Raw genomic sequence first — 12,446 nt, forward strand, 5'->3', positions numbered from 1 at the left:
GCCCGATCGTGGGCCACAACCTCCCGGTAGGGCCTGCAAATACGACATGCAGTTCGCCATCGGTCGCGGCGCAGCCCAGAGCTTGAAGGCCATGTCCCGGGTTCGTGTGCCAGATCTTCCCCGAAGAACTGACAATTGATAAACGAAGCTCCACGCCGACCAGGATGATGGCCGTAATCACGCTTGTCGAGAGTGACGCAGTCAGGACACGACAACGGGTTATCAGCATTGAGGATCAGAATTCTCAGAATTCGCTGCACCTGACTGCAGCCCCACCAAGCCAGGTTTTCAGGGGAGCCCAGAGCCTGGAGCACGGCATCCAACGGCGCCGACTGCCTCGTAGTGGAGCTTGCGGTTCAGCTGATTCGGCAGGAGCCGTGGTCGAGGGGGGCAAGGTCGGTTCCAGCGCTCAGCGCGGTAGGTGTGCGGTCCGCTCGGGGTGCGCCGCCTTGATGTTACGCATCGCGGTCGTGTCGTTGATGCCGAAAAGCCGAATCAGGCGAATGGGATCTTCCGTCTCGAATGCCTCATGGAGGATGCGATCCTGCCGAAGAGTTTGCATCGACAGTCCGGCCCTTTTGAAGACCTTGCCGATCGCGTCCAAGCTGACGGTCGGCCTGACGTCGGCCGCGGTCCATCGGTTGATCAACAGGTGAGGGTTGCGTGTGGCTGGCCACCGTCGGTGTCGTTCCTTGGCGCATTCCGAGGCGCATTGGTAGGTGAGCTCGTCCAGGTAGATGACGTGCCGTCGGCCGCGCCGTCGTACCACAAGTCGCTCCCGGGGCAGGTCGAGGTCAGCGTGGAGGAGTCCGCGCAGGTCGGTGCCGTTGAGCGCGTGGTCGCAGACCAGAGCGATCACGAACGTTCGAAGATGTTGTGCGCGTGCCCGAGCAGGCCAGCCAGCAGGTCTGATGGGACGGAGGGCGGCACTGTCTCGATGACCGCGACCCGCAGGTTCGGGACAGCGCAGCCGACGGACACGTGCAGGGCACGTCCAGTCGGGTCGGTGTGGCGCAGGCCGCGGTTCGTGGCCGCGGATCTCCAGCGTGAGCATGTCCGGGTCCAGGCGGAAGTGCCAGGGCTGGGTGTTGTGGATCGATGGGGCGGCCACAGCCGCGGAGACCAGCGTCTCCAGGGTGGTTGCCGTCGAGGACTGCGGTCCGCATCGGGGCCTCCTCCCCGCCCTGCTCCGACGGGGGGCAGCGCGGCTCTCGGTGGCCGCACCAGCCTGACGCCCAGCGCCGTGGGAGGGGCAGGGGCCGTCCGGCCCCACGCGGGGTCTGGACGGCTCAGCCGGTGCTCACCTTGCGGGCCGGTCGCCTGCGTCCGGTTGCTCCAGATGCGAGGCCAGTACCGCGGCCTGGACGCGGCGCTGGACACCGAGTTTGGCCAGTAGCCGGGAGATGTGGTTCTTGACCGTCTTCTCCGAGAGGTACAGCTTCTTGCCGATCTCGCGGTTGGTCAGACCGTCGCCGATCAGGGCGAGGATGTCCCGCTCGCGGGGCGACAGGCTCGCCAGTTCGGGTGCGATGGTCGGCGTCTCGGCCGGGTCGGCGCGCAGCGACCGCATCAGGCGGGCCGTGGTCGCGGGGTCCAGCATGGACTGGCCCGAGGCGACCGCGCGGACCGCCGAGACCAGGTCGGAACCTCTGATCTGCTTGAGGACATAGCCCGAAGCCCCGGCCATGATGGCATCGAGCAGCGCGTCCTCGTCGTCGAACGACGTCAGCATCAGACAGGCCAGCTCCAGCATCTGGCTGCGCAGCTCCCGGCAGACCGTGATGCCATCGCCGTCCGGAAGGCGTACGTCGAGCACGGCGACATGCGGGCGCAGCGCCGGGCCGCGAGCGAGGGCGTGCTCGACGGTGTCCGCGTCGCCGACTACCGAGATGTCCGGTTCGGCGTCGAGCAGGTCGGTGATGCCGCGTCGTACGACCTCGTGATCGTCGAGCAGGAAGACACGGATCGGATCCTGCTCAGTGAAGGTGCGTGTCTCGGTCATGACGACCCCTTGTTCCCCGGTGACTGACGGGCCGCGGGCTGCCCGTGACGACGATCATTACTCGGCAGGCCCGGTTGCACTAGGGCCGACCGGCCCCACTCGGCTTCGAGACGCGCCCTCACCGGCCCAACGGTCACGGTCAGACGGCCCCTCCCGCCCGGCGATCAGCTGGTGAGACCTTCCATGCCGTACTCAGGCTGGTTGTGCCGATGAGGGGGCGTGATCGATGCGGAAGGCAAGGCGTACGAAGATTCTGGGGTGGCGGTGGCGGCGAAATCCGCTGCGACGGCACAGCGACGTGGTCGAGGCGTCGATCGTTCTGGCGACCTGGGCGACTGCCGTCGTCGGCGGGGCCGCTGCCGGCGTGGTCGCGGCGCGGGCCGTGGACGGCACGGTGCGGCATGACCGGGCGGAGCGGAGGCCGGTGTCGGCCGTGATGGTGCGCAGTGCGCCGAGCGGGATGCGAGATTTGGCCACCGGGCTGGAGTACGACCAAGTGGCGGCCAAAGTGCGTTGGACCGACGGCAGCGGCACCCTACGGACCGGTGAGTCCAGCGTGAAGAGTGGGACTGCTGCCGGTGCCGTGGTGACGGTGTGGACCGACAGTCACGGGCGCCTGGTGTCCGGCCGATCGGTTCGACGGAAGCTGGGCACGCGTCGGGCTGACTTGCGTGGGTGTCGGGCTCGCGGGCGGGCAGGGCGCTGACCTTCCAGTCCTGCATCAGCCGCACGATCTCCTTGAAGGTGGCCTTGCGGCCGATGGCGGTGACCGTGTGGGTCATGACATCGCTGACGATGTGCGGGGTGCCGTGCATGGTGGCTCCCTCTCGTTGTTCAGACATGGGTGCCGGCGCCGTACGGGGCGTACAGGTCCAGTAGCCGGGTCCGGGAGGAGCGGAGGCGGTGGGCGAGCACGTCACCGACCCATTGGGTGATGCTATGGCCCATGGCCGGGTCCTCTTTGCACATCAGGCGGACGGTTGTGGCGTCGAACTCGTACGCCCGCACCGGGGTCGTCGCCTCGGCACCCAGGTGCCAGACGTGCGGCGTGAACAGCCAGGACCAGCCGACGAGTTCGTTGTGCCGGAGAGTCTCGATGACGGCCGCGCGGCGACCCGGCACGTGCATGTCGAGCTCGACGTTGCCCGTGCGGATGATCCAGAACCGGTCGGCCCGGCCGCCCTCCTCGAACAGGCGCGTCCCTTGCGGGAAGGACACCTCGCGGGCGACGCGCGTGAGCCGTTGCCGGTGCTCGGCGGGCAGCGCGCGCAGCATGCTGGGCGTAGGGGTGGTGATCATGGCGTGCCTCCCGACGGATGTGGGAACTGTCATCGCCAGCGTGTGCCCGCCCCCGGGGGCGGACCATGGGCCACTCGGGCCATCGGTCAGGCCACTCGGCTCCGATGAGGAGACGTCCGGCACCCTGCAGCAACGTCGCCCCAGCTGTTCCATGAAGGCGTGAGACGGCCCGCCCGGTGGAGGGGGTGAGCACTGTCCTTCAACGTCACCACCTACCGGAAACTGACTGGCGGCGAACTCGGCCCTACCCTCAACTTCGCCACCCGCCTTGACCGGCTCGGTGTCCCGATGTGGATCCGCTACGTCCTGGTGCCGGGCTGGACCGACGCGCCGGAGTCCGTCGAGGGCCTGGCCCACTTCGTGGCGGGCCTCGGCTCGGTCGACCGCGTGGACGTGCTGCCGTTCCACAAGCTCGGCGCCGCGAAGTACGAGGACCTGGGTCTCCCGTTCCCGCTGCGCGACACCCCGAGCCCGACCCGGGAGTCGGTCGAACGGGTACGGGAGCGGTTCCGTGCCCACGGCTTGACGGCTTACTGAACGAGGGTGAAGCGGAGTCATCGCCTCCAGGAACCCTCAGGGCTGCGCTCGGGCATCGTGCTCGGGTGGGAGACTTGGCCGTTCGCCGCTTGGGCAAGCCAGGCAGCCCACCTGCTGATGAATTCGTCCAGGTCCCCGATGACGAGGGGAGTGAAAGGCCAGGCCACCTGGTGCATAGCCATGCCCGGGTTCACGGCACCGCGTGATTCGTGGTGCGGGTTGAGTGCGAAGGGATCCATGGTCCCTGTGACAGGGCGGATCGGGGTGCTCATGAAGGCGGTCTCGAACCACTGGTACTGGTCTTGCATCTGTGCGTCGGCGTACCAGAGGGAGTGGCTACGGCCTTCGTACCCGTGATAGTTGGCAGGGATCTTCAGGGACAGCGTCGCGGAGGCGATGACGTCGAATGGGGCCGGCGTTGAGTCGGTGCGCCAGATCTCGGAGACGGTCTCTTGCGGGCCGGACAGGGTCAGCTGAGCGTCGGTCATCCGGATGGTCCAGCCGCCCTGCTTGCCCATGCGGATCTCCGCGCTGGGGGCAGCGTTCTTCAGGGTCGTCAGGAAGTCGTCGGCGATGAAGCCGAAGGAGGTCTTGGCTGCCTCGAACAGGTCTTTGCGAAGGTCGGCTTCGGTGGCCTGCTCCGATGCACGGCGGTCCGCTTCGGCCCTGCGCGCGACCGAGCTCTGATTGGCTTCGGCGAGGGCGGCCAGTCCCCCGGACATCGCGCTGATGGGGACGTGTCGCAGGCGCGCCAGCAGGTTGCCGGGAGCTGGCCGCCCCTGTGGTCCCTTGAAGAGGCATTCCGTGACGAGCGCGGCCAGGAGCGGGGGCGCGGTCGTCAGCGGGGGCGGGGTGCCGCGCAGGCGCCGTTCGGCGAAGTCGGCGTCGGTGGCGCCAGTGAAGGGGGTGAATCCTTCCAGGAGTTCGTGGGCGAGGATTCCCAGGGCGTAGATGTCGCTGGCACTGGTGGCCCGCTGGTTGCTCCAGCGTTCGGGGGCCATGTACGCGAAGGTGCCGTGGAGCTTGAAGGTCGGCTTCGCGGTGGTGGCTTCGGCGTACCGGGCGATGCCGAAGTCGGCGAGGCACCAACGGCCGCCCATTAGCAGGATGTTCGCCGGCTTCAGGTCGCGATGGACGATGCCGCGGTCTTTGAGGTCGACCAAGGTTTTGGCGACGTCGGAGAGCACGTTCTGGGACATGAGCCGCTTTCCCCCGTCTCACCTCAGGATCCACCGGTGGCACGCGCGGCCGCGGACTGTGCACCAACCGGAGGCCGGGACACGCACCCCAACAGGCCCTGTAAACAGGGCCGTTCAGTCCCACCGTCACGGACCTTCGGCATCCGGCGACCGGTGTTCGACGCGGCCAGAGTGAGAGGCGTCAGACACCGACCGAACTGTCCTCATCGTCCCCGAAGGGATCACGACCATGGCCGTGCACGAGCACCCTCACCGGGGTTCGGGCTTCCACCTGCCGTCCTTCCGCAGGAGCCGGACCGCCTCCGCCCCCGCATCCGAGTCCGCCGTGTCGGCACGCAGCGACACGCACATCGCGCAGGCCTACGTCTTCGCGTCCCTGCGCCTGCTCACTGGGTTCGTCTTCCTGTGGGCCTTCCTCGACAAGACCTTCGGCTTCGGTTACGCGACCCAGTCCGGCAAGGGCTGGATCGATGGCGGCTCGCCGACCAAGGGCTTCCTCAGCGGAGTGGCCGCCGGGCCGATGGAGTCCACCTTCCATTCCTGGGCCGGGGCCGCCTGGGCCGACTGGCTGTTCATGCTCGGTCTGCTCGGGATCGGCGTTGCGCTGATCGCCGGTGTGGCGCTGCGGTTCGCGGCCGTCGCAGGCACTTTGATGATGGCGCTGATGTGGGTCGCCGAGTGGCCGCCCGCCCAGCACCTCTCCGACGGTTCGCCGAGCATGTCGACGAACCCGTTCGCGGAGTACCACCTCATTTACGCCGTCGTGCTGATCGGCCTGGCCGCCGCCTCCGCCGGCGACACCCTCGGCCTCGGGAAGCTCTGGGCCAAGCTCCCGCTCGTCCGTCGCAGCCGCTGGCTGCGCTGACCGCGGGAGGCGCGGCGGGCCCCACTGGGGGAAAGCGGGTCCGCCGCGCCGAAGCGACACCGGCCTGGGCCGGTCGGCCCTTGGCTGGGACCTGCGGCCCCTGCCAAGGGCCTCATCCGAAGACGACGCTCGAATCGGGACCCCCCGATTCAGGAGGTGGAGATCATGACCCGCACTGTCACCGTCGGCCTCGACGGCTCTCCCGAGAGCCGCGCGGCGGCCGAATGGGCGGCCCGCGAGGCGCAGTTGCTCGGCCTTCCGCTGAGGCTGGTCCATGTCTGGGAGCCGGTACCGGCGCCCATGGCACAGGCACCGCTCCTCGGCGCGGAGACCCAGCAGCACTGGACCGAGCGGATTCCCCGCGAAGCGGCCGAGGGCATCCGGCTGCGCCACCCCGGGCTCGACGTGATCACCGAGCAGCTGTCAGGCCGGCCCGCCGATGTGCTGACGAGCGCGGCGCAGGACGCCGAGCTGCTGGTCCTCGGCTCCCGCGGGCTGAGCGGCATCGGCGGGTTCATGGTCGGGTCGGTCGGGCTGTCCGTCGTGGCGCACGTCCAGCGGCCGGTCGTCCTGGTCCGCGCCGGTGAACAGGCCGCCGACGAACACGAGATGGACCCCGCCGGGATCCCGTCCAGCGCGGCTCCGTTCCGGCCCGTCGTCCTCGGCCTCGACATCGAGAGCCCCGACGACGAACTGATCGGATTCGCGTTCGCCGCAGCGGCCCGCCGCGTCCCGCCCCTCGAAGACCACCACCAGCCGGGTACCCGTCGCCCGCACCCACTCCTGCAGCTTACCAACTCCGTCTGCAGGCGGAGCAGTTCCTTCTCGTACGTCGTGCGCGGCAGCCTCGCCGCGGCTTTGCCGGCCATGCCGCCTCCACCGCCCGTTGACCCACGTCGATGACTTCCGGAGCCACTGATGCCCAAGGTCGAACACCAGGACGCCACCGTACTTTCCGACGACGAACTGCGCACTCTGGACGCCCACTGGCGGGCCGCCAACTACCTGGCCGCGGGACAGATCTATCTGATGGCGAACCCGCTGTTGACCGAGCCGCTGAAGCCGGAGCACATCAAGCCGCGGCTGCTCGGTCACTGGGGCACCTCGCCCGGACTGAACCTCGTGTACACCCACCTCAACCGTGTGATCAAGGCGCGAGGGCTCGACGCGCTGTGCGTGTGGGGTCCGGGGCACGGCGGGCCGTCCGTGCTCGCCAACTCGTGGCTGGAGGGCAGCTACAGCGAGACCTACCCCGATGTGTCGCGCGACGCGGCAGGGATGGAGTGGCTGTTCCGGCAGTTCTCGTTCCCGGGCGGGGTGCCGAGTCATGTGGCGCCGGAGACGCCGGGTTCGATCCACGAGGGCGGAGAGCTCGGCTACTCGCTCGCCCACGCCTACGGCGCCGCCTTCGACAACCCGGATCTGCTGGTCGCCTGCGTGATCGGCGACGGCGAGGCGGAGACCGGGCCGCTGGCCGCCTCCTGGCACTCCAACAAGTTCCTCGACCCGGTGCATGACGGGGCGGTGCTGCCGATCCTCCACCTCAACGGCTACAAGATCGCCAACCCGACCGTGCTCTCCCCTCTCCCGGAAGCCGAACTCGGCGCGCTGCTACGGGGATACGGCCACGACCCCATCCACGTGAGCGGCGACGATCCGATCCAGGTGCACCGGGCCATGGCCCAGGCGCTCGACGACGCGCTGGACCGCATCGCGATGATGCAGCGCACGGCCCGCGAAGACGGCGCCACCCAGCGCGTGCACTGGCCGATGATCGTGCTGCGCACCCCGAAGGGATGGACGGGCCCCGCGGAAGTCGACGGTGAGCCCGTCGAAGGGACCTGTCGCGCGCACCAAGTACCACTGGCGGGCGTCCGCGAAAACCCGGAGCACCTGCGGCAGTTGGAGAAATGGCTGCGCTCGTACCGGCCCGAGGAACTGTTTCACCCGGAGGGCCGGCCGGTCGCCGACATCCTCGCCTGCGTCCCCGACGGTTCCCGGCGCCTGGGCGCCACCGCACACGCCAACGGCGGCCTCCTCGTCCGCGACCTGCCCATCCGGTCCCTGGACACGTTCGCCGTGCCGGTCGAGAAGCCCGGCACGACCCTGCACGAGCCGACCCGGGTCCTCGGAGACCTCCTCGAACAGGTCATGAACGACACCCGCATCAGCCGGGACTTCCGCGTCGTCGGCCCAGACGAGACCGCCTCCAACAGGCTCCAGGCCGTCTTCGGCGCCAGCGGCAAGGCCTGGCAGGCGGACACCCTCCCCGTCGACGAGCACCTGGACCGGCACAGCCGCGTGATGGAGATCCTCTCCGAACACCTCTGCCAGGGCTGGCTGGAGGGCTACCTTCTCACCGGTCGGCACGGGCTGTTCTCCTGCTACGAGGCGTTCGTGCACATCGTCGACTCGATGGTCAACCAGCACATCAAGTGGCTGAAGACGTCGCGGGAGTTGCCGTGGCGGGCCCCCATCGCCTCCCTCAACTACCTGCTGACCTCACACGTGTGGCGCCAGGACCACAACGGCTTCTCCCACCAGGACCCCGGCTTCGTCGACCACGTTCTCAACAAGAGCCCCGAAGTCGTACGGGTCTACCTGCCCCCGGATGCCAACACCCTCCTGTCCGTCGCCGACCATGCCCTGCGCAGCCGCGACTACGTCAACGTCATCGTGGCCGGCAAACAGCCCTGCTTCGACTGGCTGTCCATGGACGCCGCCCGCGCCCACTGCGCCCGCGGCGTCGGCATCTGGGACTGGGCCGGCAGCGAGAACGGCGGCGAACCGGACGTCGTGCTGGCCTGCGCCGGCGACGTGCCCACCCAGGAGGTGCTGGCCGCCGCCCAGCTGCTCCGGCGCCACCTGCCCGACCTCGCCGTCCGCGTGGTCAACGTCGTCGACATGACCCGGCTCATGCAGCGCGAGGAACACCCGCACGGCATGAGCGACTTCGAGTACGACGGCCTGTTCACCAAGGACAAGCCGGTGATCTTCGCCTACCACGGCTACCCGTGGCTGATCCACCGGCTCGCCTACCGCCGCACCGGCCACAAGAACCTCCACGTGCGCGGCTACAAGGAGTCCGGCACCACGACCACACCCTTCGACATGGTCGTCCGCAACGACCTCGACCGCTACCGCCTGGTCATGGACGTCATCGACCGCGTCCCCGGCCTCGCGGTGCGCGCCGCCGCCGTACGCCAGCAGATGGCCGACGCCCGCACCCGCCACCACGCCTGGATCCGCGAGCACGGCACCGACCTGCCCGAGGTCGCCGACTGGACCTGGAACGCCTGAACACCCCTGCTCCCGGAGGGAGTTCACCACCATGACCGTACGCGTCGGCATCAACGGCTTCGGCCGCATCGGCCGCACCTACCTGCGCGCGGCACTCGACCGCGCCGAAGCGGGCACCCAGGACGTCGAGGTGGTCGCGATCAACGACATCACCTCACCCGCCACCCTGGCCCACCTGCTGGAGTACGACTCGACGTTCGGACGTATCGGACGCGAGGTCGCACACGACGACAGCTCGATCACCGTCGACGGCCGGCGCATCGCCGTCACCGCCGAGCGCGACCCGGCGGCCCTGCACTGGGGCGACACCGGGGTCGGCGTCGTCATCGAGTCCACCGGCCGCTTCCGGGATCGCGACTCGGCCGCCCTGCACCTGAAGAGCGGTGCGCACACGGTCCTGCTGTCGGCGCCCGGCAAGGGCGTGGACGCCACCATCGTGCTGGGCGTCAACGACGACACCTACGACCGGCACCGCGACCGGATCGTCTCGGCCGCCTCCTGCACCGCCAACTGCGTCGCGCCCATGGTGAAGGTGCTGCACGAGGCCTTCGGCATCGACCGCGGCGTGATGACCACCATCCACGGCTACACCAACGACCAGGCCCTCCTCGACGGCCCGCACAAGGACCTGCGGCGCGCTCGCTCGGCGGCCCTGAGCATTATCCCGACCAGCACGGGCGCCGCCCGCGCCGTGGGGCTCGTAGTGCCCGACCTGGCCGGGGCGCTCGACGGGATCGCGGTCCGCGTCCCGGTGGAGGACGGTTCCCTCACCGACCTCGCCGTGGTCCTGAACCGCGAGGCGACGGTGGACGAGATCAACGAGGCGTTCGCCACGGCTGCCGAGGGGCCGCTCAACGGCATCCTGCGGGTGTCGAAGGCCCCGATCGTCTCCCGCGATGTCATCGGCGACCCCGCCTCCTGCATCTTCGATCCGGCCCTCACCCAGGCCAACGGCACCCTCGTCAAGGTCTTCGGCTGGTACGACAACGAGTGGGGCTACACCAACCGGCTCCTCGACCTCACGGCCCTCGTCGCCGACGACTGACCCACGCCGAGGGGACCAGTGCCGCCGATCACCGGTCCCTCCCCACACCAGGGACGACCAGCGGAAATGTTGGGCCGAGCGGCTCCCGACGCACCCCGGACAGCCCATGGGCCCCCTCGCCGATCCGCTGGATGCTCGAAGTGCCGAGAGGCTTGGAGGAGACCCACGATGACCACGACGACCGACGACGTGTTCAACCGACCCCCGGTCCACGCCCTTCTCGCGGACGGCACCACCGTGTGCATCCGTCCCGTGGCACCGGGCGAACACGATCAACTGCAGGGCCTCTACGAGGAGATGTCCCCGGAGAACCTGCGATTCAGGTTCTTCGCGGCAAGCCGACGGTCGGCCGCCCTGGCCGCCGACCGGGCCTGCGCCTCGGCCCGCCCCGGCTACCACGCCCTGCTGGCCGAGACACAGGGCCGGGTCATCGGCCTCGCCGAATACGACACGGGAGACGGCAAGGACTCCGCGGAGGTCTCCATCGCCGTCGCCGACGGACTGCACCACCGGGGCGTCGGCACCCTGCTGGTCGAGCACCTGGTGTCCGCGGCCCGCGCTGAGGGCATCACCTCCTTCACGGCCGACGCGCTAAGCGAGAACCACGAGGTGCTGCGGCTCTTCGCCGACCTCGGCCTGAGGACGGCCCGCCGCTTCGAAGGCCCGGAAGTACGGTGCACCATCGCGCTCGACGCCGGCGACACCTACCTCACGGCCGTGGAGGAACGCGGCCGGACCGCCGATGTCGCCAGCCTCCGCCCCCTGCTGCGGCCGAACGTCGTCGCAGTCGTAGGCGCCGGACGCAAACCCGGGTCGGTCGGCCGGGCGATCCTCCACCACCTGCACTCCGGCGGCTTCACCCGGCGCCTCTTCGCGGTGAACCCCAGCGCCACATCCATCCTCGGCGTCCCGTCCCACCCGTCCGTGAGCGCCCTGCCCCGGACCCCGGACCCCGCGGTCGTCGCCGTGCCCGCCGCGGCCGTGCCGGCCACCGCCGAGGAGTGCGGCAAGGCGGGCGTACGGGCCCTGCTCGTGGTGACCGCCGACCTCGACAGCAGCCAGGCGCAGGCGCTTCTGACCGCCTGCCGCAGCTACGGCATGCGCCTCGTCGGACCGAACTGCCTGGGGATCGCCAACCCCGAGCCGGAGCGGCGGCTCGATGCCACGTTCGCCGCCGGCCACCCTCGCCCCGGAACGGCGGGCGTCGCCGTGCAGTCCGGCGGGGTCGGCATCGCCCTGCTCGACGGGCTCTCCCGCCTGGGCATCGGCGTCTCCTCCTTCGCCTCCCTCGGCGACAAGTTCGACGTCAGCGGCAATGACATGCTCCAGTGGTGGGAGAGCGATTGCCGCACCGGCATCGCCCTGCTGCACCTGGAGTCGTTCGGCAATCCGCGCGCGTTCTCCCGTACGGCCCGCCGCGTGACCCGCCGCATGCCGGTACTCACCGTCGACGCCGGGCGCACCGACGCGGGCCGCCGCGCCGCCGCCTCGCACACAGCGGCCGCCGCCAGCCGCACCATGACCCGCCAGGCCCTGTTCACCCAGGCCGGCATCACAGCCACCCGCTCGGTCGGTGAACTCCTCGAAACCGCCGCCCTGTTGCACTCCCAGCCACTGCCGGAGGGTTCCCGGGTCGCGATCATCACCAACGCGGGTGGCGCGGGCGTCCTGGCGGCGGACGCCTGCGCGGACGCCGGACTCGCCCTACCAACGTTCAACCCCTCGACGGTCGACGACCTGCTCGCCGTACTGCCCGACGGCGCCGCGATCGGCAACCCCGTCGACGCCACCGCCGCGATGACGGAGGAACAGCTCGGCGCGTGCGTGGACCGGCTCATGCGGTGCGCGGGCATCGACGCCGTGTTGGTGGCCCTCGTCCCCACCGCGGTCGCCCAGGCCACCGGAGACGACCTGGTGCGAGCACTCACCCGGTCCCCCGGACGCCGGACCCGACGGCGCAGAAAGGGAACCTCCAGGCGTGCACGGCGCGCAACCTCACGCCCCAAAACCGGGCGGTGTCGAACGCGAAGTCAACGGCTCCCTCCGCCGGTTCGCGAGCATCCACACCGAGCACGATCTCGGTGAAGGGGCGCGCGGGATGCCAAGCGGTGGGCTCCTCGGGGACCAGGACGACAGGGCAGGCCGAGAACGTGAGGACGTCCCGCCCTCGCATGCTTGCCACGACCAGCTTCGCGTCGT

General features: G+C 69.7%; 8 protein-coding genes and 6 pseudogenes. 7 read left to right on the forward strand and 7 right to left on the reverse strand.

Annotated elements, in window-relative coordinates; all coding sequences use genetic code 11:
- Positions 1–409: 409 nt before the first annotated feature.
- The 3 genes and pseudogenes from C4B68_RS42805 to C4B68_RS01565 all read right to left on the reverse strand — a co-directional run bounded on the left by C4B68_RS42805 (position 410) and on the right by C4B68_RS01565 (position 2,002).
- Positions 410–859: a hypothetical protein gene (locus tag C4B68_RS42805; protein ID WP_240634122.1), complete on the reverse strand. Its 450-nt coding sequence runs from the start codon at positions 857–859 to the stop codon at positions 410–412.
- 80 nt (positions 860–939) lie between these two features.
- A pseudogene (locus C4B68_RS42810) lies at positions 940–1,166 on the reverse strand (hypothetical protein); the annotation flags it as partial.
- 134 nt (positions 1,167–1,300) lie between these two features.
- Positions 1,301–2,002 carry a response regulator gene (locus C4B68_RS01565; protein ID WP_099505853.1) on the reverse strand — a complete coding sequence of 234 codons (702 nt, stop codon included), beginning with the start codon at positions 2,000–2,002 and terminating at the stop codon, positions 1,301–1,303.
- 226 nt (positions 2,003–2,228) lie between these two features.
- Between C4B68_RS01565 and C4B68_RS44985 the strand changes: the two genes are divergently transcribed.
- The gene (locus C4B68_RS44985) at positions 2,229–2,708 is read left to right on the forward strand and encodes an Rv1733c family protein (protein WP_441349332.1); all 480 of its coding nucleotides are present in this window, start codon (positions 2,229–2,231) and stop codon (positions 2,706–2,708) included.
- Here C4B68_RS44985 and C4B68_RS44990 read toward each other — a convergent pair.
- Both C4B68_RS44990 and C4B68_RS01575 read right to left on the reverse strand, forming a co-directional pair.
- A pseudogene (locus tag C4B68_RS44990) lies at positions 2,686–2,817 on the reverse strand (CBS domain-containing protein); the annotation flags it as partial. The gene C4B68_RS44985 and the pseudogene C4B68_RS44990 sit on opposite strands and share 23 nt — an antisense overlap.
- A gap of 19 nt (positions 2,818–2,836) precedes the next feature.
- Complete coding sequence (locus tag C4B68_RS01575; RefSeq protein WP_099505854.1) at positions 2,837–3,301, reverse strand: Crp/Fnr family transcriptional regulator; 465 nt, start codon at positions 3,299–3,301, stop codon at positions 2,837–2,839.
- Positions 3,302–3,496: 195 nt separating this feature from the next.
- On the opposite strand from C4B68_RS01575, the pseudogene C4B68_RS01580 reads away from it, so the two are divergent.
- Positions 3,497–3,838 (forward strand): annotated as a pseudogene (locus tag C4B68_RS01580) (pyruvate formate-lyase-activating protein); the annotation flags it as partial.
- 17 nt (positions 3,839–3,855) lie between these two features.
- Here C4B68_RS01580 and C4B68_RS01585 read toward each other — a convergent pair.
- On the reverse strand, positions 3,856–5,037 hold the full coding sequence (locus C4B68_RS01585) for a serine/threonine-protein kinase (RefSeq protein ID WP_099505855.1): 1,182 nt from the start codon (positions 5,035–5,037) through the stop codon (positions 3,856–3,858).
- A gap of 229 nt (positions 5,038–5,266) precedes the next feature.
- Here C4B68_RS01585 and C4B68_RS01590 point away from each other — a divergent pair, with 229 nt between their 5' ends.
- Both C4B68_RS01590 and C4B68_RS01595 read left to right on the forward strand, forming a co-directional pair.
- On the forward strand, positions 5,267–5,902 hold the full coding sequence (locus C4B68_RS01590) for a DoxX family protein (protein ID WP_099505856.1): 636 nt from the start codon (positions 5,267–5,269) through the stop codon (positions 5,900–5,902).
- A 165-nt stretch (positions 5,903–6,067) separates the two neighbouring features.
- A pseudogene (locus tag C4B68_RS01595) lies at positions 6,068–6,655 on the forward strand (universal stress protein); the annotation flags it as partial.
- Here the strand turns inward: C4B68_RS01595 and C4B68_RS44285 are convergent.
- Positions 6,614–6,771: pseudogene (locus C4B68_RS44285) on the reverse strand (polyphosphate kinase 2); the annotation flags it as partial. The pseudogenes C4B68_RS01595 and C4B68_RS44285 overlap by 42 nt on opposite strands.
- Positions 6,772–6,820: 49 nt before the next feature.
- Between C4B68_RS44285 and C4B68_RS01600 the strand changes: the two are divergent.
- From C4B68_RS01600 to C4B68_RS01610, 3 genes and pseudogenes are all read left to right on the forward strand, one after another.
- Entirely contained in the window at positions 6,821–9,202 is a 2,382-nt protein-coding gene (locus tag C4B68_RS01600) for a phosphoketolase family protein (protein WP_099505857.1), read from the forward strand.
- Positions 9,203–9,233: 31 nt separating this feature from the next.
- Complete coding sequence (gene gap / locus C4B68_RS01605; RefSeq protein ID WP_099505858.1) at positions 9,234–10,247, forward strand: type I glyceraldehyde-3-phosphate dehydrogenase; 1,014 nt, start codon at positions 9,234–9,236, stop codon at positions 10,245–10,247.
- Positions 10,248–10,415: 168 nt separating this feature from the next.
- Positions 10,416–12,200 (forward strand): annotated as a pseudogene (locus tag C4B68_RS01610) (GNAT family N-acetyltransferase); the annotation flags it as partial.
- Between the last annotated feature and the right edge of the window lie 246 nt (positions 12,201–12,446).

The sequence above is a fragment of the Streptomyces dengpaensis genome (assembly GCF_002946835.1).
In the GTDB taxonomy this organism is placed as follows: Bacteria; Actinomycetota; Actinomycetes; order Streptomycetales; family Streptomycetaceae; genus Streptomyces; species Streptomyces dengpaensis.

Coding starts and splice junctions, on each gene's coding strand:
- C4B68_RS01565 (WP_099505853.1), bottom strand. CDS start 2,002: ATGACCGAGACACGCACCTTCACTGAGCAGGATCCGATCCGTGTCTTC.
- C4B68_RS01600 (WP_099505857.1), top strand. CDS start 6,821: ATGCCCAAGGTCGAACACCAGGACGCCACCGTACTTTCCGACGACGAA.
- gap (WP_099505858.1), top strand. CDS start 9,234: ATGACCGTACGCGTCGGCATCAACGGCTTCGGCCGCATCGGCCGCACC.
- C4B68_RS44985 (WP_441349332.1), top strand. CDS start 2,229: ATGCGGAAGGCAAGGCGTACGAAGATTCTGGGGTGGCGGTGGCGGCGA.
- C4B68_RS01590 (WP_099505856.1), top strand. CDS start 5,267: ATGGCCGTGCACGAGCACCCTCACCGGGGTTCGGGCTTCCACCTGCCG.
- C4B68_RS01585 (WP_099505855.1), bottom strand. CDS start 5,037: ATGTCCCAGAACGTGCTCTCCGACGTCGCCAAAACCTTGGTCGACCTC.
- C4B68_RS01575 (WP_099505854.1), bottom strand. CDS start 3,301: ATGATCACCACCCCTACGCCCAGCATGCTGCGCGCGCTGCCCGCCGAG.